Consider the following 23,130-nt stretch of genomic DNA (forward strand, 5'->3'; position numbering starts at 1 on the left):
TGATATTAGGGTTTGAATACCTAGTGTATTCTAATTGTTTATTAGTGTATTTATAAATTCTTCTGAAATTTCGGTAAAATCATTGAATATGTAATCGGCTTCAGATAAAACTTCAGAACTACCAATTCCAATAGAAATCATATTTGCTCTATTTGCCGCTTGCACACCTGCAACTGAGTCCTCAAAGACAATACAATCTTCTGGAGCTCTACTTATTAGCTTTGCAGCGATAAGAAACACCTCTGGATCTGGTTTTGCCTTACTCACATCTGTACCATCAACAACAGCATCAAACATATCTTTTACATTTACTTTCTCAATGATATATCTTGCGTTTTTACTCGCCGAACCAAGGGCTATGCCTTGATTTGCCATTTTAAGAAAGATTAATGTCTTTTTTACATCTGGTAAAAGTTCTGACTCATCCATTTTATTAATATAAGATAAGTACTCTTCATTTTTTGATGCCATTAATCTTGTGAATTCATCTTGCGGTAAAGTTTTGTTTCCCCAAGATAATATCTTTTCGAGGGACCTCACTCGACTGACGCCTTTAAGTTGTTCGTTTTCTTTTTCTGAAAAATCTATACCCAGACTATTAGCAAGTTCTTTCCATGCCAAATAGTGGTATTTTGCTGTGTCTACAATGACACCATCAAGATCAAATATGAAACCTTTTTTATTCATTAATATATTTTTAATTTGCTGTAACAGTGTCGTCTACATCCTTCACCCTCGACACAAGAAGTGCAGCAATAATAAATGATACTCCACTTAGTACTAGTGCAAATATTGGTCTGTCGTTATATAAATATTTAACCATAGGACCTCCTATTAAGGCATTTAATATTTGAGGTAGTACTATGAAAAAATTAAAGATCCCCATATAAACTCCCATTTTTCTAGCAGGTATAGAACCAGCGAGTATAGCATATGGCATCGCCAGAATACTTGCCCACGAAATACCTACACCAACCATTGACAATATGAGCCAATTTTTATCTGGTAGAATATATAATGATAATAATCCAAGGGCACCTATAACCAAAGAGTAAGAATGTGTTTTCTTTCGGCCTATTTTCTTAGCTATAGCAGGAAGAAAAAATGCGTAAATAGCTGATACTAAATTATAGACTCCAAATAATATCCCAACCCAGTCACCGGCATCTTGAAATCCTTTACTATGCGTATCTGTAATATCAAGTCCATAAATATGTGATGCTATAGCTGGAGTAGCAAAAACCCACATTCCAAACAATCCAAACCACGAGAAGAACTGGACCCAAGCAAGTTGACGCATTGTTTCGGGCATTTTTGCAAAATCTGAAAAAATATTCATTAGACTTGATGATTCTTCCTCCATTGCTTCTTCTCCCTCAGCCGCATGAATCATCTCCATTTCTTCTGGTGAATATTCTTTGGTTGTAATTACTGTTACTAAAATACTACCTATTAAAACTGTTGCTCCAATAAAAAAGGACAGTAATAAATTAAAAGGTACTTCTCCAACTGACGCTTCATTAGTTACTCCAAACCAATTTGTCATTACATATGGCAACCAAGAACCAATTACTGCTCCAATACCAATTAGTACCGTTTGCACACTAAAACCCAATGTTCTTTGATCTGATGGTAAAACATCCGCAACAAGTGCTCTGAATGGTTCCATGGCAATATTAAATGATGCATCCATAATCATCAACATACCAGCACCAACCCATAATGCAGGCATAAATGCGGTAAACATATCTGAATTTGGCATAAGTATAAGACCTAATGAAGCTAATATTGCACCAACTAGGAAATAAGGTCTTCTTCTACCAAGTTTTGTCCAAGTTCTGTCACTGTAGTGACCAATTATTGGCTGAACAATTAAACCAGTTAAAGGTGCAACAATCCAAAACCATGAAAGCTCATGAACATCTGCTCCGAAAATTTGAAGTATTCTGCTAGCATTAGCATTTTGAAGGGCGAAACCCATTTGAACTCCTAGAAAACCGAAACTTAGATTCCATATTTCCCAAAAGCTTAATCTACGCTTTTCCATTAAATAGTATGATTTAGTTAATACTATTCTGATAAGCTATAACTCACCAAAACTTAAACGAGAAGTGAAAATATAAGTTTTGATTCAGGTTGTAAATATAGTTATTTTTTTAAATCGCCAACATCGAAGAATCATTTAGTTGATTCTCTTTCAATTAAATCGGTTGTAATTATAACTGTTTGATATTGTTCTTCTTCATCTGTGTTTTCTGATTCGAGTTTATCAATAAGTAAGTGTGCTGCCCTCTCACCCATTTGTTGGGCATGTTGGCTAACTGTTGTTAAACTCGGCGTTGCATGTTTTGAAAGCACACCATCAGTAAAACCTATTACTTGAATATCATCTGGTATCTCAAGTCCTAACTTTCGAGCAACTTTCATAGCGGATAAGGCATAAAGCTCATTTACAGCAAACACGCCATCAATTTTTGGATTTGAATTAAATAATTCTTCGATTTCAGATTCCAATACCTCTAAATGTTCTTCATAATCTAAGGTATCATCCATTTTCAATATCAAATCTGCCTCTGGTGTAATATGATGCTCTTGTAGAGCTTGTAAATAGCCTTGAGTCCTTAGTTTTCCTACACTGACATAGTCTTTTGTTGTAATAAGAGCAATGGATTTACATCCGTTTTCAATCAACTTCTGGACTGCCCGCTTCGCACCTTTCAAATCATTTACAACGACTTTATCGCATTTTAAGTCAGAAACCACACGGTCAAACATAACAATGGGCATTCCTTGACTCATTGTTTCATTAAAGTGGTGATAATCCTGTAGCTGTTGAGTCTCCTTTGAAATCGATATGATGAAACCATCAATACTACCATTGGCAAGCATCTCCATATTAATGACCTCTTTGGAAAAAGACTCATTTGATAATCCAATAATTACGTTATATCCTCTTTGATTTGCAATTAACTCAACACCACGAATAACCTTTGAAAAAAAATGATGCACTATTTCTGGTATGATTATACCAATAGTGTTGGTTTTTCTGTTTTTTAAGCTAAGTGCAATATTATTTGGCCTGTAGTTATACAGTTTAGCAAAAGCTTGGATTTTCTGTTTAGTATCGTCGCTAATTTCTGGACTATCCTTTAGAGCTTTTGACACTGTAGAAATAGAAACTTCTAACTCTTTCGCTATTTGTTTAAGTGTAATTTTTCGATTCATATCAACTTAAAATATGCATGCTTTTTAGCTAAGATAAGACAATTTTCAATTTGAAATTTTTCTAAAGAATTCAATTTTAACAGTAAAAATTTGACAAATCCTCATTTTTTCAATGTTTTTTTAAAAAAGTTAAACAGACTTAAAAAGTTTTTAACACTATAACGTTTTCGTGACTTATGTCATCTTTTTTAACACTTGAGGGACAGTAATTTTACATAGATTTAACGCAAGAAGTGAAAATATAAATCAATTAACTAAAGCAATTAATTTAAAAACACTGTATGAAAACAATCTTAAATGCTTTACTGTTTTGTCTTATTATGGTGCCTGCAACCTTGTTGGCACAATCAACCATAACAGGTACAGTAACAGACAAAGCTAATGCCATGCCTTTACCTGGCGTTAACGTCATTATTAAAGGCACTTCTAGAGGAACTTCTACCGATTTTGACGGTAATTTTACCTTAGAAGTTAGTGAAGGGGAAACTATCGTAGTTTCTTATTTGGGTTATACAACTCAAGAAATTGTTTATAATGGTGGTTCCACCTTAGATGTTGCACTTGTAGAAGACGCAGCACAACTTGATGAGGTTGTCCTCATTGGTTATGGTTCTACAACTAAACAAGATGCTACAGGTGCAGTTGAAAAAGTAGGCGACGAAGAATTTAACCGCGGTGCAATTGTTGCACCACAACAGCTGATTGCTGGTAAGGCAGCAGGTGTAAGAATCACAAGTGGCGGTGGTGCTGCTGGTGAAGGTGGTGAAATTAGAATTCGTGGTGGTGCATCGCTGAATGCTGTAAATGATCCATTAATTGTAATCGATGGTCTTCCCATAGATCAAAGAGGAGGTGCTCAAGGGAGTAGAAATGCATTAAATGCTATAAACCCTGCAGACATTGAAGACTTTGTAGTACTAAAAGATGCCTCGGCAACAGCCATTTATGGTTCGAGAGCCTCGAATGGTGTTATTCTTATTACTACCAAGAAAGGATCTGCTAATCAACCATTACAATTAGAGTACGGACTACAAGCTTCTACAAGACGCATTACAAATACTGTTGATGTATTAAATGCCAACCAGTATAGAGCCTTAGCCGAAGCCAATGGCGTAGATCCAAGTTCTTTTGGAAATGCAAACACGGATTGGCAAGATGAAATTTTTACGACGGGAATTGGAGCTATTCATAATATCACAGCTTCAAAAGGTTATGAAAATTTCAACTTCAGAGTTAATTTTAACCATGTTTCTCAAGAAGGTCCTTTATTAGGTGACTTATATGAAAGAAATGGATTTAACACCTCTTTTGTACACAGATTCTTAGATAACGATTTAAAGTTAACCTTAGTTGCAAGAGGTATTCAAGATGAGTATAGCTATGCTGATGCTGGTGCCATTGGTTCAGCAGTAAGATTTGACCCTACGCAATCTGTGAGAGATGAAGATGGTAATTTTACACAGCTAGGCGCGGCTTTAGCACCTGCTAATCCACTTTTTACTTTAGAAAACACAAACGACAGACAGACTATAAAGAGAGCAATTGCTAACTTTAACATAGACTATAGATTCTGGTTTTTAAGAGATTTAAAATTTAATCTTAATGCTGGTATCGACTATGCTGAAAATGATGGATATAGATTTGCACCAGCAAATCCAAACAACCCAGACGCATTTCCTTTTAGAGGATTCTCTTCTGGTTTAAATAGAAACACATCATTAGACTTCTATCTGAATTACAAAACTAATGTTGAATCTATCAATACAACTTTAGATATTACAGCAGGTCATGCATTTCAAGAGTTCTATATTCGTTCGGACATAGATCAATCAAATGGACCTGTACTTACAGTTGATACTGATATTAATAGAAATGCACTTGAATCTTATTTTGCTAGAGCAAGTTTTGACATTGCAGATAAATATTTGATTTCTGCGAGTTTTAGACGTGACGGCTCTTCAAGATTTAGTGAAGATAACCGTTGGGGTTCTTTCCCAGGGCTTTCTTTAGGTTGGAAACTTACGAACGAAAGCTTTATGGAAAATTCGTTCTTCTCTAACCTTAAATTAAGAGCAGGTTGGGGTGTAACTGGTCAACAAGAGTTTAACCAAAACTACGGTTATTTAGGACTTTACACACCTGCAAGAAATGATGCTGCCTTTATACAAGTAGGAAATACTTTTATCCCTACACTAAGACCAGAAGGTTATGATGAGAATATTAAATGGGAAGAAACCACACAATATAACGTAGCCTTAGATTTTGGATTCTTTAATAATAGACTTACAGGTACCATTGATGCGTACTACAGAGAGACTGAAGATTTAATATCTCGAGTTCCTCCTGCTGCAGGATCTAACTTAACTGATATTTTATTTACAAATGTAGGTGAGGTAACAAGTCGTGGTTTAGAGCTTAGTTTAAATGGAGTTATTGCACAAAAAGAGAACTTTGAGTGGAATACTAATTTCAACGTTACATTCCAAGAACAAGAAATTACTAAATTGAGTTTAACAGATGATCCTAATTTCTTCCTACCTTCACCTAGTGGTGGTATTGCTGGAGGTGTTGGTAACTTTATCCAAATCTTTAGACCAGGTTATGATCCTTCTACATTCTTTGTATTTAGACAAGTTTATGATAATGATGGTAATCCTATAGAAGGTGCCTACGTAGATGTAAATGGAGATAACCAAATTACTGAAGATGATAGACAGGCTTACAAAAAGGCAACACCAGATGCTTTTATAGGTTTTACAAATAATTTCCGTTACAAGAACTTAGATTTAAACTTTACGTTTAGAGGAAGTTTTGGTAACTATGTTTACAATAATGTTGCATCTGCAAATGGTAACGTAAATGCAATTATTGGTCAGGCAGGATATTTAGCCAATGCACATTCTGATGTATTAAACACAGGATTTGCAAATGTGAATTTATTTTCAGATGCCTACATTCAAAGAGCTGACTTTGTGAGATTAGATAATATCTCCTTAGGTTACACTATTCCGTTCTCTAAAGTTAAACTTAGAGCATCATTAACAGCAACGAACTTATTTGTCATTACGGAATATGATGGTTTAGACCCAGAAATAGGAAATGGTATAGAGAACAACTTCTATCCAAGAACTAGAGATGTTGTATTGGGACTTAATTTTACTTTTTAAAAAAATGAAGAATAATTATATAAACAACAGAGCTATGATGTTAAGAACAATTAAAAGTTTATTTGTAGTCTTTATGCTTGTACTATTTGTACAATCATGTGCAGACCGATTAGACTTACAGCCAGAGGATGAACGCCTCACAGCTCAAGCTGCTTTTGATGATCCAGATGCATACAAGCAATTTCTTGCTAAGTTATATGCAGGGATTTCTTTAAGTGGTCAGCAAGGACCTTCAGGATCTCCTGACTTGGCTGGTTTAGATGAAGGATTTTCTAATTACTTAAGACTATATTGGAAAATGCAAGAACTTACAACCGATGAAGCAATTATTGGTTGGAATGATGGTACAATTCAAGATTTACATGGTCAAGTGTGGACTTCTGGTAACGAATTTATCAGAACGATGTACAGTAGAATTATGTATCAAGTTGCACTTACAAATGAATTTTTACGCCAAACTACAGATGAGAAATTAAGTAGCAGAGGTGTTGAAGCCGATTTAAGAGCTGAAATACAAACTTTCAGAGCTGAAGCTCGTTTTATGAGAGCTTTATCGTATTGGCATGCTATGGATTTATTTGCAAATCCTCCTTTTGTAACTGAAGACGATCCAGTTGGTGCATTTTTCCCACCACAGATTCAACGTGGAGAACTATTTGCTTTCATAGAAACTGAGTTACTTGATATAATCGATGACATGGCTGCGCCACGTCAGAACGAATATGGTAGAGCTGACAGAGGAGCTGCATGGATGGTATTAGCAAAATTATATTTGAATTCAGAAGTTTACACAGGTACTTCTAGATATGCTGATGTTATCACTTATGTAAATAATATTGTAGGCGCTGGTTATTCAATTCCAGACATCCCTTACTTTCACTCTTTCTTAGCAGATAACGATTCTAATGGTGCACAAGACGAAGTTATTTTTACTATCCCATTTGATGGTTTAAGAACTCAGGCCTTTGGAGGTATGACATTCTTAGTTCATGCTCCTGTTGGAGGAACTATGGATCCTGCTGATTTCGGAATCAACGGAGGATGGTTCGGTATAAGAACTACACCAACTTTTGTAGATCAGTTTAGTTTAGAAGATTTTGATACTGCATCGGCAACTAGTGCTGTTGGTGCTTTATCAGATTGGGGACTAATTGGAAGTGGTACACCAAATGGATGGGATGGACCAGATATCCCAATGGCGGAATTATCTACAAACGTTTATCAAGGCTATATCAATTTTACCGATGGTGAAATGAAGTTTAGATTTAACAATGACTGGTCATTAAACTATGGTACAGATCCAAGTAGTGAAAATCCTTTTGCACTTTCGCAAGATGGTCCTAATATTCCAGTATCAGAGGGTCTCTATAAAGTTACTCTTGATTTGAATACTTTGACTTACTCATTTGATTCTGTAGATGGTAGAGAATTACTATATACTGATGGTCAAAATAAGGATATTGAAGAAGTTGGTCCATTTAACCAAGGTTATGCTGTTGCTAAATATAGAAATGTAGATGTAAACGGTAATCCAGGTTCAGACTCATCAGGAGATCATACAGATATTGACTTCCCAATGTTCAGATTGGCAGATGCCTATCTTATGTATGCCGAAGCCGTTGTAAGAGGTGGAGGCGGTTCTATGAGTACTGCTGTTGAATACGTTAATGAAATAAGACAACGTGCATACGGTAACGCTGCTGGAAATATTTCAGAATCAGATCTTACTTTAGATTTCATCATAGATGAACGTTCTAGAGAATTATTCTTTGAAGGTCACAGAAGAACAGACCTTATTAGATTTGGTCAATTTTCAGATTCAGGTATTTGGCAATGGAAAGGTAACGTACAACAAGGTACTACAACGGAATCTTTTAGAGATCTTATGCCAATACCTGCAACAGACTTAGGTATTAATACCAATTTAACTCAAAATCCAGGATACTAATTAACACGACAAATAAAAATGAAAAAATTATCGATTTTAGGCCTATTTATATTTGCCTTAATAAGTTTTAATAGTTGTGAAACTGAAGATGATGTAGTTTTCACAACAGATAATAGCGGAGATTTAACTTTTACAAATAGTTTTTCTGCGGAATATCTTTTGACACCACAAACAGCTGCAAATTTAGCTGAACGTTTTACTTGGGACAATGCAGAACTAGATGTGCCAACTAACGTAACTTACCAATTACAGAAATCAAATTCTGGAGATTTTTCAGATGCAGAAGTCATCGGTGCAACTTCAGGAAATGAAATTTCAATTACGATTGGAGATATGCTTGCTTATGCTGCACAGCTAGGTTTAGATGCTGATCCTAATACGCCTGCACCAAGTACAGGTGAAGTTCACTTTAGATTGAGATCTTTTTTAGGTGATGGTGGGCAAGAAAATTTTGGTGCCTCACAAGCACTAACGTTGGTAATGTTGGAAGTTACTGGTGAAGAGCAAGCTGTCTGTGATTTAGATCAGTACTTCTTAGTTGGAGCTGGTGTGAAATTTGCAGGATGGTCTTGGGATACACCTCAAGAAGCAAAATGTTCTGGTACTAATATTTACACCGTAAATGTTGACCTTTTAAATAATGTTGATGGTGATGGGAACTTTAGATTTTTTACTACTGCAACAGATTGGGGATCTGGAATTAACTACCCAGGTTTTATAGCTGAAGGTTATACTATAGATCCAATGTTCGAAGATGCACAAGATGGTGACAACAACTTCTTATTTACTGGTCCTTCTGGCAAGTACTTCTTAACTATAGATGCTTTAAACAAGACCATTACTTTAGATGAGCCAACAGCTCAAGGAAACTGTGACTTAGACCAAATGTGGGCTGTAGGTGCAGGATTAACAGACGCAGGTTGGTCTTGGGATACACCTGTACAGCTAATGTGTGAAGGCGATGGTGTTTATTCAGGTTGGGTAAATTACACAAGTGCAACCGATGGAAATAACTTTAGATTCTTTACAACTGCAACAGATTGGGGTTCAGGATTAAATTATCCTCACTTCGAAGGTGAAGGCTATACCATAGATGCCAATTTTGAGAATGCTCAAGATGGTGATTTAAACTTTGCCTTTATTGGTACAGATGGTCAATATTTTACAACTATTGATACGTTGAATAAAACTATTACTTTAGAGTAGTCTATCAATATAAATAAAGTCTATTTAAATTGAATAAAAGGCTATGTTTCAGACATAGCCTTTTTTAAATTTCGATGCTATGAATAAAAATTTACATTTCTTAATAAGCTTTCTACTCATTAGTGGCTTTCAATTTATAAGTGCTCAAACCTTTACTTGGAATCCACAATTTTTTAATGAAGATGAGAGTGTGACGTTAACCGTCTCAAATTTTGACCCAAATGCGCAATGGGGTGAATCAGACATTTACCTTTGGGCATGGCATATTGATACAAATGGGACTCAATTTAATAATCCAACAGCGACAGGTACAGACTTTGGCAATTCACCCGAAACAGCAAAATTTACAAACAACGGTGATGGTACTTATACCTATGATTTTGGATTACCAACCGATTTTTTTGATAATACCGGTATTGCTAGGATTGGCTATTTGATAAAATCGCAAGACGGAAGTAGCCAAAGTGGCGATAATTTTCAGGATGTAGGTCGAGTAGTTGTAGAAATTACTTCTCCTTCAACTGATGCTGTATTCGTAAATTCTGGTGATAATTTATCTATTACTTCTATTATAAACTTTCAAGGTTCTACAACTGTTCAAGGGTCATTCGAGATTTTCTTCAATGATGTTTCTGTAGATTCTGGAACTTGTGGTTTCCCTAATTGTAATGGGCAGGTCAATAACATTACTGAATATGGAATTGTTAGAGTTGTCGGAACTCCTCCTGCACCAAACAATGGTGAATCTGCAGAAGCGACTCTAGAAGTATTCGTTATCCCTACTGTTACCGAAGAAGCTCTACCGGCTGGTTTAGTAGATGGCATTAATTATGATGCGGATGCTACAAAAGCTACTCTGGTATTAACTGCTCCAGGTAAAGACTTTATTCAAGTTGCTGGAAGTTGGAACAATTATACACCTGGCAATAGTGATCTTATGAAAAAGGATCCTACCACAGATAAATTCTGGTTAGAAATTAACGGATTAACCTCAGGGCAAATAGAAACTTATCAATATTGGGTTTTTGACACGAGTCCTATAGCAGACTCCCCAAATTTGGTTAAAGCCGCTGATCCTTATTCATCATTAGTATTATCACCTTTTGATGATCCTACAATACCATCTAGTTCCTATCCTAATATTCCAATATATCCAGATGGACAAGAACGTGAAGTCACAGTTTTACAGACGGGTCAATCACCATACAACTGGCAAGTGACCAATTTTGTAAAACCAAAAGAAGAAGACCTTATCGTTTATGAGGTTTTAGTACGAGATTTTGATGCAAACCGTAATTATCAAAATATTATAGATCGCATAGATTATTTTAAAAATTTAAACGTAAACGCCATTGAGTTAATGCCTATTATGGAATTTGAAGGAAACGAAAGCTGGGGTTATAATACGGCATTCCATATGGCATTAGATAAATTTTATGGTACACCAGACAAGTTTAAAGAACTTGTAGATGTATGCCATCAAAATGGAATCGCTGTAATCTTAGATATAGCCTTTAACCATGCCTTTGGTAGAAATCCATTAGTACGTATGTGGATGGATGATCCTGACGGTGATGGTTGGGGTGGACCTTCAACTGAAAACCCGTATTTTAATGTACTTCCTCAACACTCATTTAATGTAGGTAGCGATTTTGACCATAGTTCTACATACACTCGCGATTATGTGAAACAGGTTATTGCTTACTGGGTTGAAGAATATAAAATTGATGGCTACCGATGGGATTTAACCAAAGGCTTTACTCAAAATTGTGGTGATGGTACTTTTAATGGTGATTTTGGATGTACCCAAAACTATCAGCAAGACCGAATTGATGTTTTGAAGGAATACATAGACCATGTTTGGGCTATTGACCCAGACCACTACTCTATTTTTGAGCACCTTGGTAATGAAAATGAAGAAAAAGAATGGGCAAACTATCGTTTAGCCGAAGGAAAAGGCGTTATGATGTGGGGTAAAATGACTAGTCCGTACTCTGTTCTAGCAAGAGGCTATTATACAGACCCTGATCCAAATACAGGACAATTCTCAGGTTGTAATATGGGTAATGGAAATATTACTGGTGTTGGCCATAAAAGTAGGCCATCATTCCTAGGTAAACGATTAATAGGTTATGCAGAAAGTCATGATGAGGAACGTGTACTTTATCATGCTTTGATAAATGGTAATACTTCTGGATCAAATGCTACATCCTTTGAATCGAGAACTAAAACAATGTCAGCAATTGGTGCGATGTTATTGACTGTTCCAGGCCCTAAAATGATTTGGCATTTCGGTGAATTAGGTATGGAAAATTCAATTTTTACAAGACAGGATGGTGTTGTAAATTTACCTGACGGACAATGTAATTATCAAGATGGTGGTGCTATACCAGGAGAGAATAAATTAGACACTAAACCGCAACCACAATGGGTAAATAACTGGCAATCTGATGCAAATAGAAGTCAAATATATGATGACTGGTCAAGATTGAATGCCCTCAAAATTGCTGAAGATGTCTTTGAAGGTGATTATACAATTGAAGCTAGTGATATTACTCCAAGAATAGAAGTTTTTAATACTGCACTTCCTAATTCTCAATTAAATAATGTAATAGTATTAGCTAATTTTGATGTTGTAAATCAGTCTGTAAATACAGATTTCCCAACAGGAATCACAACCATTTGGTACGATCTTATGGACGAAACTGGATCAACAACTATTGCCCAAACTACAACTTCTATCACACTTACTCCAGGTGAATTTAGAATTTTAGGTAATCAACCTGTTGCATCATTAAGTATTGATGAAGAATCATTTTCAAGATTTAGTATTTATCCTAATCCTACTAATTCAGGATTTAGTATAAACATGAACGCATCTACAGTTGAGATTCATGATCTAACTGGTAAAAAGGTAAAGCAATATAAAGGCAGTTTTACAAGAACTGATGTATTCGATATTTCGAACTTAAATTCTGGAATGTACATTGTCAAAGTAAAAAATGACACAGAGCAAACTTCATCTACAAAATTGATAAAAATGTAGTGTTTAAGTATTTAAAGGAAAGGCTTCTTTAACGAGAAGCCTTTTTTAATTATTTTAGTTAACTGAGTGTTATGTCAACAATTTAATTGAGTACCAATGCAAAAGAAATCCATTTATAAATTGAATTTATTTTTTGCCATTTTCCTTGTGGTTTCTTGTGCTTCTTGTGAAAGTGAAAGTCCAGATGAAGTTATTGTCGAAGAACAAACTATTAATTTTTTTTTATGGCGCTGATTTGTCTTACGTTAACGAAATGGAAGATTGTGGTGCGACCTACAAGAATTTTGATGGTACAGAAAGTGATGTTTACACCATTTTTAATAATGCTGGTGCTAACCTAGCGCGTTATCGATTATGGCATAATCCGCAATGGACTGAGTATTCAAATTTTCAAGATGTAAAAAAAGGGATACAACGGTCCAAAAATGCAAACATTAAGGTATTACTCGATTTTCATTATAGTGATACTTGGGCTGATCCTTCACGACAACTCATTCCACAAGCTTGGATTAATCAAATTGATGATAGGGAAGCATTAGGAGAACTATTATACAATTACACCTATAACACTCTGAATGCATTATCTAATGATAATCTCTTACCAGATATCGTTCAAGTTGGAAATGAGATTAATACTAATATTTTACAGGAAGAGGAAGACGCTGGGCCAATTGACTGGAATCGAAACTCTTATTTGCTGAATAAAGGTATTGAAGCTGTTAGAGCTATAGCAACACTAAAAAACAAAGATATTGAGGTAATGTTGCATATTGCTCAACCTGAGAATGGACTATGGTGGTTTGAGCAAGCTACCGCAAATGGTATTACCGATTATGATTGGATTGGTATTTCATATTATCCAATTTGGTCAGACTATTCATTAAACGAAGTTAGTGTACCATTGTCTACTTTAATCACAACGTACAACAAGAAACTAATGGTTGTTGAAACTGCTTATCCATTTACATTAAATAATGCTGATAGTGCTAATAATATATTAGGACAAGACGCTCTTACAGAAGGGTTTCCCGCAACACAACAAGGTCAACTGAGTTATTTAAACAATCTCTCTAATGCCATAAAGCAAGCTGGTGGTAAAGGTTTAGTATATTGGGAACCTGCTTGGGTATCAACGGATTGCTTTACGCAATGGGCACAGGGATCACACTGGGATAATGCTACCTTATTTGATCATACCGGAAAAGCAACTTTAGGCATGAATTATTATAATAATGCCCTTGACGATTAATTTCATATGAAAACATCCTGTCTGCATTTATTTATTGCTTTTACCCTCTGCTTTTCAACGCAATCAATGGCGCAAGAATTGAAAGATTATAAATGGAAAAACAGATTGGTCTTGGTAATTGGTAATAATACTAATAACACAACCTTCACTCAACAGTTAGAGGTGCTCGAAAATGATAATCAGGGTTTAAATGAAAGACGACTTAAACTTTTCAAAGTACTGCCCAATAAGTATCAGTTAGACGAGGAAGTATGGGTAGAAGGTTCACTAATATTTGACAAATACAACGCCAATAAAGACCCATTTAGGATAATTCTTATTGGATTAGATGGTGGCATCAAATTATCACAGTCTACTGTTATCTCGAAGAAAGATCTATTTGATCTCATTGATTCCATGCCCATGCGAAGCTCTGAACTTCGTTCTAAAAACTAAAAAAGCTTCTCAATTTTGAGAAGCTTACCTTTTTTTGTGCGGGCGGCGAGACTCGAACTCGCACACCTCGCGGCACTAGATCCTAAGTCTAGCGTGTCTACCAATTCCACCACGCCCGCAAATAAGGACTGCAAATATAAACAATACTTTCAATAATCAAACAGGATTGATTTAAGAAAATATTGGTCGCTGTTTTCTTATTTTTGTGAGAAATAAAATCAGAAGTATGCAATCCATTACATCATATATTGAGGCTAACAAAGACCGATTTCTTAATGAACTCATTGACTTACTTAAAATACCATCAATTAGTGCCGATTCTGCCTATAAAGAAGATGTACTAAAAACTGCTGAAGTCATTAAATTAAGCTTAGAAAAAGCTGGATGCGATGTCGTAGAAATTTGCGAAACAGAAGGTTATCCTATAGTTTACGGAGAGAAAATTATGGATAAAAACCTCCCAACAGTTTTAGTATATGGTCATTATGATGTGCAACCACCAGATCCTTTAGATTTATGGAATTCCCCACCTTTTGAACCTGTAATTGAAAAAACCGAATTACATCCTGAAGGGGCAATTTTCGCACGAGGTGCCTGTGATGATAAAGGGCAAATGTACATGCATGTTAAGGCGTTGGAATATATGACTTCAGAAAATCAACTACCGTGTAATGTAAAGTTTATGATTGAAGGGGAAGAGGAAGTTGGAAGTGAAAATCTTGGTCATTTTGTGAAAGCAAATCGAGAAAAATTAGAAAATGATGTGATCTTAATATCAGATACTGGAATGATCGCCAAAGACGTACCTTCAATAACAACAGGTTTACGCGGATTGAGTTATGTCGAAGTCGAGGTCACAGGTCCAAACAGAGATCTACATTCCGGATTATATGGTGGTGCTGTGGCAAATCCTATAAATGTATTAACCAAAATGATTGCGTCCTTACATGACGAAAATAACCATATTACGATTCCTGGTTTTTATGATAAGGTTGAGAATCTTTCTGATGCAGAACGTACCGAAATGGCAAAAGCTCCTTTTTCTTTAGAAAATTATAAAAAAGCACTCGACATAGACGCAGTATATGGCGAAAAAGGCTATACCACAAACGAACGTAACTCTATACGACCAACTTTAGATGTTAATGGTATTTGGGGTGGTTATATTGGTGAAGGTGCAAAAACTGTAATTGCAAGTAAAGCCTATGCAAAAATATCAATGCGCTTAGTACCACACCAAGATTGGGAAGAAATTACGGAATTATTCAAGACGCATTTTGAAAGTATAGCTCCCTCAGGTGTGAAAGTTAAAGTTACGCCTCATCACGGAGGACAAGGTTATGTTACACCTATAGACTTTGATGGTTATAAAGCCGCTTCAAAAGCCTACGAAGAGACCTTCGGTAAAACACCTATCCCACAAAGAAGTGGTGGTAGTATTCCAATTGTATCATTATTTGAGCAAGAATTAAACAGCAAAACCATCTTAATGGGCTTCGGCCTAGATAGTGATGCCATACATTCACCCAACGAACATTTTGGAATTTGGAATTATCTTAAAGGAATTGAAACAATACCATGGTTTTATAAGTATTATGCTGACATAAAAAGCTAAACTACTCCTTTACAATTTTGAACGAGCCGGATTTCGTTTCGGAGTTCACACCTATAAAATAAACACCATTAGTGTATTCTGTAAAATCTATCTCTATAATAGATTGACTAGATGTGATGGTATTTAAAACTTTACCTGAAATATCACTTACAGAAATACTAAGGTTGGTATCTAAAAAATTTTCAACCTTAAGAATAGTATGAACCGGATTTGGGTAAATGTTTAGGTCATTTACAGAAAAGGACTCTGTAGATAACGCAGTAAATGCAATACATGTACTTAATTCGGTACAGGTTCCATTACTTACCTCAACCGCATAGTTCCCATTAGTTGTTGGAACAAAAGTTTGTGCTGTCTCACCATTTATTGGATTATTGGTATCACAATTAATCCACTGGTACGTGCCAGTCGTTTGATTAGAAATTAAACTTGTGGCATTTTCTGTTACTGTATTGTCTAATGTCACCAATTCTGATTTACTCGCAGTATAGGCTAACACAAGTTTTGTTAATTCCGTCATATAAGGAAAATCAATATCAGCAGCACGGTCATTAGAAGTATGATAGTTTGGTGTTTGATCGTTTGTTTCCCAAGATTCGCCTACTAATACTGCAGAATACCCTTGATTCCAAAATGTGGAATGATCACTAAATGTCGTTCCAGGATCAACAACAATAGGTGTTAAATCAAACGTATAGGTATTTAATACATCCAATAGGTCATCCTTAATAGTAAGAGAGTTTGCAATATCTCTTACATCAATATCAAATTCATTGTCACCAGCAGTACCAGGTGCATCGCCATCATATCCTATCATATCCATATTCACAACACCAAGAATATTATCTCTTGTATTACCACCAGTGGTATTGGCTGCTTGTTGGGCATAATAATTTGCTCCTAAAAGCCCTATTTCTTCTTCATCCCACAGCGCATAGACAATTGTGTTCTCGGTACATTGGCTAGATAAAATTCTTGCAATTTCAATTACTGCTGCAACTCCAGTGGCATTATCGTCCGCACAAAATGTAGTAACAGAATCATAATGCGCACAGATAATGTAAATGTTATCTGGGTTTACAGAACCATGCTGCGTCGCAATAACATTTTTACCAGTACTATTAAAATTCTGAACCTGTACTGTAAGATTCGAAAAAGCTTCTAGTCGTTCCCTAATGTAGTCGGTTGACAAGTCATTATTACTTTGAACTCTATTTGAAATGGTTTGAGACATCCCATTAATAGTTGTGGTTTGCTCACCACTTAAATCCGCTACAATGGTTTCTAAATTTGAGGTGTTGACCATACCCATTAAATCTTCAATAGACTGGGCATAGAGAGTTGAACCAATTAGAAATAAAGTAATTATTGATAGTGTTTTTCTTAACATAAGACCATTGTATAACGAAGCATTGAATATACAAATTTTCAAATTTTAACATCCCATTTTTGTATCAATTCAATTTTTTATTCTACATTTGTAGAGTTAATTCTAATTTTGTAGAACATGGAACTTTCCAAAACCGAAGAACAGTTAATGCAATACCTATGGAAACTCGATAAAGCATTTATGAAAGATATCTTAGATGTTTATCCAGAACCTAAACCGGCAACAACTACTGTCGCCACGCTATTAAAACGCATGATTGGTAAAGGTTTTGTTGCCTATAAAACCTATGGAAAGTCTAGAGAATATTATCCTTTAGTAAAAAAAGAAGATTACTTCTCCAAGCATGTCAATGGTCTTATTAAAACATTTTTTAATGATAGTGCATCGCAATTTGCTTCGTTTTTCACGCGTAAAACAGATTTAAGCAAAGCGGAATTAGAAGAATTAAAATCTATTATTGACCAACAAATTAAAAATAAGTAGTTATGGAAATATACTTGTTAAAATTCACAGCCTGCTTATTTATCTTTTGGGTACTCTATATTTGGTTGCTAGAAGGTCAAAAGATGCACCATTTTAAGCGTTTTTATCTATTAGGATCCTTTGCAACGGCCTTAATTATTCCGGCATTATCTATTACGCATTATATAGAACCCATTGCGCAAAACTTTGATACTGCGCCCATAAATTTACCGATAGAAACTTCCCTCGCTACACCAGTTTTAGAAGAACAATCGAATATCGACTTAACCACGATAGTTTGGTTAATTTACGGGTTGGGTGCGTTATTGTTTAGTGTCCGATTTATTATTAATCTCATTAGATTATATAAGAGCATCACTAAAAGTGATCAAATACATAAGGGGAATTTTATTTACATATTGTTGAGACAATACCGCATTCCGCATTCATTCTTTAGATATATTTTTCTTCATAAAACGGCATATCAGAACCATGAAATACCAAAGGAGGTCCTATTGCATGAAGAAACACATGCCAAACAATTACATAGTCTAGACATACTTTTAGTTGAGTTATTGCAGATAGTATTCTGGTTCCATCCATTGGTCTATGTTCTTAAACACCACATAAAATTAAATCACGAATTTCTAGCAGATGAAGCCGTTCTCAATGATGGTGTTAATTCATCTAGCTATCAAACCATATTATTACAATTTTCATCAAACACTCAAGACGTTCAACTCTCGAGTGCCATCAATTATTCATCATTCAAAAAACGATTTACAGTTATGAAATCACAAATATCAAAAACCAAAAAATGGGTAAATAGCTTATTGCTTTTACCTGTTGTAGCGATTCTTTTCTACAGTTTTGCTGAGCGCGAATATGTGCAAAAAGAGAATCCGGAAACTGTTAATTCTATTAATGCAGAATTAGAAGACGCGGAAAAACTCAGGATGAATTACATCAGTGATGATCCTGAAATAAGACACTATACAGACCAAGTTTTTTATGTAAAAAATGAGATGACAGGTTTGAACGTAGCAAAGAAATTCAATGAACTAAATGACTATTATAAAAGAAAATGGATTTATGTTGGTAGCACACCATTATCAAGAAGAGAAATTCCTAATTCCGATTTTGATAAGTTGAATAATTCTGAGGTTTATTTGGTACTTATCGATGGCCAGCCAGTCGATAATTCTGAACTAGAAGCTTACAACAGAAAGGATTTTGCTACATACTCTAGTTCAAAAATATCTGCCCTTGCAGAAATGAAGCAACAAAACCTCTACAACCTCATTACTGAAGAGGGTTTGAGAATTCAACTACAATTAGCGGTAACGCAATTTAATATGCTTTCTGAAGAGTATGGTGAATTATTAACATACTTAGATAATAATTATCCTGAGACAACAATTGAATTGATAAACCTTTATGAGTTTATTCAACAACTTTATTCTAAAATACCAGAAGAAGTAGTAAATAAATACAACCTAATATTACCTAAACCAATTTCAATAAATACTCTTAACGACGAACTTAAAGCATACCTCAAAAAGTACGAAGCGTATAAAAAGCTCCAGGATACGCCACCACATTACATTAATAAAAGTAGTGCTGAAAAACAACAAATGGATGACCTATTTTCAGACTTAGGTGGTATGTACTTTAGAATGAAAAAAGAATATAAAGCTAAAGTGAAACGCCCTACAGCTCCTATACTTCCCTACGCTAAAATTACACTCAACGGTAAAACCTACTATAAAAAAAGGAGTGAGTTAACTAAGGAAGAAAAAGAAACACTTCCTCCACCGCCTCCACCTGCACCAAAGAAGTCTAAAGGAGGCCCTAATATTGAGGATCTGCAAGAAGTTTATAATCCTTCATTTTTAGAATATATTCTAGAAATGGATCAATTGGGAGCTTCATTCTATTTAAATGATGAATTGATTTCGGTTGAAAAAGCTAAGACTATTGCAGTTACTAATAAAGGAGAATGTACCGAAATGATCACTCAAAAAGATAAGGAGGGGAATTACCTTGTTAAATTATCTAAATCGGCTAATAATAAATATGCCAGAAGTATTGAAGTTAAAATACTTAATAAAAACGCTTATCTCATCGATGGTATAAAGGCAACAAAAAAGAACTTTAAAAAAGTAATTGAAAGCTTACATCAAGATATCACCACAGCGGATCGAAATCAACTAATGAATATCCATGTTAGTTCGTCTAAAGACATTTCAAACAAAGAGGTTTGGTTTATTTATAACAATCTGTTAGACTATGGTTTTTATCGCATTGTTACACCAAATCAAATTGTGAATAGAGCTAAAGGCAATACACCATTTGCTATTGAAAGTAAGATGTCGATTCAACAAAAATTACCAACCGAAAAAGAAATTGCCTCGTATAATCTTTGGGCTAAAAAGATGAAAGCAAAGTTTGCTAAAATGTCAGAGTCTGAAAAAATAAACGGTTATCCTCATATGATTAATGACGAAACTTTTAGATACTATAATTCTATTTATGATAGAATGACTTTTAAGCAAAAAAAGAAATCAGTCGCTCTTCCAGAAGCCGTTTTAGTCACTGAATGGCCAATGCCAGAATACACGGTTGTAGAAACTGTAAGCCAACCAATACAAGAAAAAGCTACTAAACAACAGATTGTAGCCTATAATAAATGGGCTAAAAAAATAAATAATGCTGTTGAGAAAGCTAAGGCCAATAACTCTTATGAATATCCAATCATCAAAAAGAAGGAAGTAGAACGTTATTTACATATCTACAAAAATTTAATGACCGAAGCGCAACGTCAAAACGCTGAGCCCTTCCCAAGCATTCCACCACCTCCTCCTCCAGCACCAGAAACACCAAAACCTATGGTAAAGGAAGTGAAGTCCATTAAACAGCCTAAACCACCAGCTCCACCTAAGGTAAAGGTCACAAAAACCAAGAATGGTGAACTTAGTGAAGTGCCACCTCCACCACCTCCTCCATCTATTTTAGATTCAGTCATATACTATGCTAAAAAAAGCATCCCTATGTATTTTGGAGGCAAAGAGATAACTTCAGATGAAGCTATTGCATTGGTAAAATCCAAAAAGGTTAAAGGATTAGAGTATAAAAACATCAATGGTTCCAAAAGAGTTCTTCTTACTAAAGAAGCAAAAAAGCATAAAAAGCGAAGCTAAAAACTCATCCATTTTTAAAAAAGCCTCAAGAAATTTTGAGGCTTTTTTGTCTAAAAGTGTAACATTATCGCATTTTTAACGTTCTAATACCCTATACATCAATCAAAATCATCATGCTAAAAAAATTCTTTATCCTTTGTTCTGGAGCGGATACCCAAATTTTAGAAGACTGTTCTAATGGCGAACAAAATAAATATGCAGGTATTGGCGCTACGGTGTTCTTTACAGCTTTAATGGCTACAATCGCTGCGAGTTATGCCCTTTATACCGTATTCGATAATTTATTGACATCCATTTTCTTTGGTTTCATTTGGGGCCTTTTAATTTTTAATCTAGATCGATATATCGTATCAACGATTAAAAAGCGAGACAGTGCCATAGATGAATTTCTTCAGGCCATTCCTAGGATTCTCTTAGCTATTATTATAGCTGTAGTAATTTCAAAGCCTTTGGAGCTTAAAATTTTTGAGAAGGAAATTAATCAAGTCCTTCTTGAGCAAAAAAATGAAATGACTTTATCCAATCAAACACAGATTGCCGAACAGTATACACCAAAAATTGAAGACCTAAATGCTCAAATAGAGGGATTAGAATCTCAGATCGACACTAAAGAATCTGAAGTTAATGCGCTTTACGACACCTATATCACTGAAGCGGAAGGGACAGCAGGCACTGGCTTATTAGGTAAAGGACCTGTCTATAAAGAAAAAAGAGAAAAACATGATGCTGCTTTGGCCGAGCTTCAAACACTAAAAGAAGAGAACAAGGCTAAAATTACCAATATTGAGAATGAAATTATCGCCTTACAAGGCGACTATAAAGCCAATGTTACAGATTCACAACCCATAATTGATAATTTTGATGGACTTATGGCTCGTGTAAATGCCCTTGGTGAATTACCATGGTTACCTTCATTTTTTATATTTCTATTGTTTTTAGCCATTGAAACCTCACCTATTTTTGCCAAACTCATTTCACCGAAGGGTGAGTATGATTTTAGACTACAAGATTTAGAAACTACGGTTAAAACGTGGACCATGCAAAAGGTTGCAGAACGCCAGTTACTTCTTAAAACTGATAATGATATAAACAATAAGGTTTATACCGAAATTGCAGATGAAGAAGAAGTGATGAATTATAAGCGGAAAAAAGCGCGGGAACTTATGCAACTTCAAGCAGATGCATTTTTTAAAAATCAAAAATCAGCACTTTAAACTTTAGTTGTATTTTTAAGATTGAAAAAATCAATCTTATGAAATATCTCTACATCCTTTTATTTGCCTTTTTATTTACCAATTGCATTAGCATTAAGGCCGATGTAAATAATACCACAGTTAGTTCTACCGATTATGACCTCGCAGAGGCTGGAATAAGATTGGTTATGCAACAACAGGAAACAGCTTGGAATAACCACGACTTAGAAGGTTTTATGGAAGGCTATTGGAAAAGTGAAAATCTTAAGTTTTATGGCGCAAGTGGACTTACACTTGGATGGGAACAAACATTAGCAAACTATAAAAAGCGTTATCCAACCAAAAGCGAAACAGGCAATTTAAACTTTGTGATTAATGATATTTCGAGAATAGAAGGTGATAATTATTGGGTTATGGGCGAATATCACTTAAAACGGGACATTGGGAATGCAGACGGTATTTTTATCATTATTTTCAAAAAAATCAACGGCGCATGGAAGATTGTTGCCGATATGTCTTGCTAAAAAAACAAAGTGCAATAAAAGCCGTCTATCTATCACCATAAACGCACCGTATTGCACTTAAATTTAAAAGCTATTGTTGTTCTTATTATGCTGCTACAATAGAACCGGTTGGTATTGCAACAGTATTTGTTTCCTCTTCGGATTTGAAGTGATCGTATAATTCTTTACAACCCAATCCGATGATTGATAATTTTTTAGACTTGTTAATAGACTCGTTGTGCAGTTGTGCCAACACCATAACACCAGCTCTATCAATACTTTGAATTTCCTCAATATTGATTAAAACTTCATCCATTTTATCGAAAATATTCGAAAAATGTGAATTGAAAGTTTTTATACTCAACTTGTTGAGTGTCCCTTTAATCTTAAAGCGATTGTTGTAACTGGTAATTTGAAGATCCATAATAAATAGATATTAATTCATATATTAATTTAAGGCTATTAATCAGTAAATTGGGTGCTATTATCTC

The 23,130-nt window shown here is 35.0% G+C and carries 16 protein-coding genes and 1 tRNA gene; 11 read left to right on the top strand and 6 right to left on the bottom strand.

Going from position 1 to position 23,130, the window contains the following annotated elements:
- Positions 1 to 30: 30 nt before the first annotated feature.
- The 3 genes from pgmB to ACRHOC_RS01255 all read right to left on the bottom strand — a co-directional run bounded on the left by pgmB (position 31) and on the right by ACRHOC_RS01255 (position 3,225).
- Positions 31 to 687, bottom strand: coding sequence for a beta-phosphoglucomutase (gene pgmB, locus ACRHOC_RS01245; protein WP_431156683.1), 657 nt, complete (start codon positions 685 to 687; stop codon positions 31 to 33).
- A 10-nt stretch (positions 688 to 697) separates the two neighbouring features.
- Positions 698 to 2,047 (bottom strand): MFS transporter, encoded by a 1,350-nt coding sequence (locus ACRHOC_RS01250; protein ID WP_431156684.1) that lies wholly within the window; start codon positions 2,045 to 2,047, stop codon positions 698 to 700.
- A gap of 131 nt (positions 2,048 to 2,178) precedes the next feature.
- Positions 2,179 to 3,225: a LacI family DNA-binding transcriptional regulator gene (locus ACRHOC_RS01255; RefSeq protein WP_431156685.1), complete on the bottom strand. Its 1,047-nt coding sequence runs from the start codon at positions 3,223 to 3,225 to the stop codon at positions 2,179 to 2,181.
- A gap of 281 nt (positions 3,226 to 3,506) precedes the next feature.
- Here ACRHOC_RS01255 and ACRHOC_RS01260 point away from each other — a divergent pair, with 281 nt between their 5' ends.
- The 6 genes from ACRHOC_RS01260 (at position 3,507) to ACRHOC_RS01285 (ending at position 14,276) form a co-directional block, all read left to right on the top strand.
- Positions 3,507 to 6,392: a SusC/RagA family TonB-linked outer membrane protein gene (locus tag ACRHOC_RS01260; RefSeq protein ID WP_431156686.1), complete on the top strand. Its 2,886-nt coding sequence runs from the start codon at positions 3,507 to 3,509 to the stop codon at positions 6,390 to 6,392.
- 4 nt (positions 6,393 to 6,396) lie between these two features.
- On the top strand, positions 6,397 to 8,340 hold the full coding sequence (locus tag ACRHOC_RS01265; RefSeq protein WP_431156687.1) for a RagB/SusD family nutrient uptake outer membrane protein: 1,944 nt from the start codon (positions 6,397 to 6,399) through the stop codon (positions 8,338 to 8,340).
- 18 nt (positions 8,341 to 8,358) lie between these two features.
- Entirely contained in the window at positions 8,359 to 9,546 is a 1,188-nt protein-coding gene (locus ACRHOC_RS01270; RefSeq protein WP_431156688.1) for a SusE domain-containing protein, read from the top strand.
- Positions 9,547 to 9,625: 79 nt separating this feature from the next.
- Entirely contained in the window at positions 9,626 to 12,592 is a 2,967-nt protein-coding gene (locus ACRHOC_RS01275) for an alpha-amylase family glycosyl hydrolase (RefSeq protein WP_431156689.1), read from the top strand.
- A 184-nt stretch (positions 12,593 to 12,776) separates the two neighbouring features.
- Complete coding sequence (locus ACRHOC_RS01280; RefSeq protein ID WP_431156690.1) at positions 12,777 to 13,841, top strand: glycoside hydrolase family 53 protein; 1,065 nt, start codon at positions 12,777 to 12,779, stop codon at positions 13,839 to 13,841.
- Between the two features lie 6 nt (positions 13,842 to 13,847).
- Complete coding sequence (locus ACRHOC_RS01285; protein ID WP_431156691.1) at positions 13,848 to 14,276, top strand: DUF4174 domain-containing protein; 429 nt, start codon at positions 13,848 to 13,850, stop codon at positions 14,274 to 14,276.
- Between the two features lie 37 nt (positions 14,277 to 14,313).
- On the opposite strand, the gene ACRHOC_RS01290 is transcribed toward ACRHOC_RS01285, so the two are convergent.
- Positions 14,314 to 14,395, bottom strand: a tRNA-Leu gene (locus ACRHOC_RS01290).
- A gap of 107 nt (positions 14,396 to 14,502) precedes the next feature.
- Between ACRHOC_RS01290 and ACRHOC_RS01295 the strand changes: the two genes are divergently transcribed.
- Positions 14,503 to 15,891, top strand: coding sequence for a dipeptidase (locus ACRHOC_RS01295; RefSeq protein ID WP_431156692.1), 1,389 nt, complete (start codon positions 14,503 to 14,505; stop codon positions 15,889 to 15,891).
- Position 15,892: 1 nt separating this feature from the next.
- Here ACRHOC_RS01295 and ACRHOC_RS01300 read toward each other — a convergent pair whose 3' ends face one another.
- Positions 15,893 to 17,281, bottom strand: a complete 1,389-nt coding sequence (locus ACRHOC_RS01300; protein ID WP_431156693.1) for a M28 family peptidase — start codon at positions 17,279 to 17,281, stop codon at positions 15,893 to 15,895.
- A 117-nt stretch (positions 17,282 to 17,398) separates the two neighbouring features.
- Between ACRHOC_RS01300 and ACRHOC_RS01305 the strand changes: the two genes are divergently transcribed.
- The 4 genes from ACRHOC_RS01305 to ACRHOC_RS01320 all read left to right on the top strand — a co-directional run bounded on the left by ACRHOC_RS01305 (position 17,399) and on the right by ACRHOC_RS01320 (position 22,660).
- Positions 17,399 to 17,764 carry a BlaI/MecI/CopY family transcriptional regulator gene (locus tag ACRHOC_RS01305; protein WP_431156694.1) on the top strand — a complete coding sequence of 122 codons (366 nt, stop codon included), beginning with the start codon at positions 17,399 to 17,401 and terminating at the stop codon, positions 17,762 to 17,764.
- Between the two features lie 2 nt (positions 17,765 to 17,766).
- Positions 17,767 to 20,943: a M56 family metallopeptidase gene (locus ACRHOC_RS01310; RefSeq protein WP_431156695.1), complete on the top strand. Its 3,177-nt coding sequence runs from the start codon at positions 17,767 to 17,769 to the stop codon at positions 20,941 to 20,943.
- 113 nt (positions 20,944 to 21,056) lie between these two features.
- Positions 21,057 to 22,157, top strand: a complete 1,101-nt coding sequence (locus ACRHOC_RS01315; RefSeq protein ID WP_431156696.1) for a DUF4407 domain-containing protein — start codon at positions 21,057 to 21,059, stop codon at positions 22,155 to 22,157.
- 38 nt (positions 22,158 to 22,195) lie between these two features.
- Complete coding sequence (locus ACRHOC_RS01320) at positions 22,196 to 22,660, top strand: YybH family protein (protein ID WP_431156697.1); 465 nt, start codon at positions 22,196 to 22,198, stop codon at positions 22,658 to 22,660.
- An 85-nt stretch (positions 22,661 to 22,745) separates the two neighbouring features.
- Here the strand turns inward: ACRHOC_RS01320 and ACRHOC_RS01325 are convergent, their stop codons facing one another.
- Entirely contained in the window at positions 22,746 to 23,063 is a 318-nt protein-coding gene (locus ACRHOC_RS01325) for a hypothetical protein (RefSeq protein WP_431156698.1), read from the bottom strand.
- Positions 23,064 to 23,130 lie beyond the last annotated feature (67 nt).

It is taken from the genome of Winogradskyella poriferorum, from assembly GCF_050618035.1.
Lineage (GTDB): Bacteria > Bacteroidota > Bacteroidia > Flavobacteriales > Flavobacteriaceae > Winogradskyella > Winogradskyella poriferorum_A.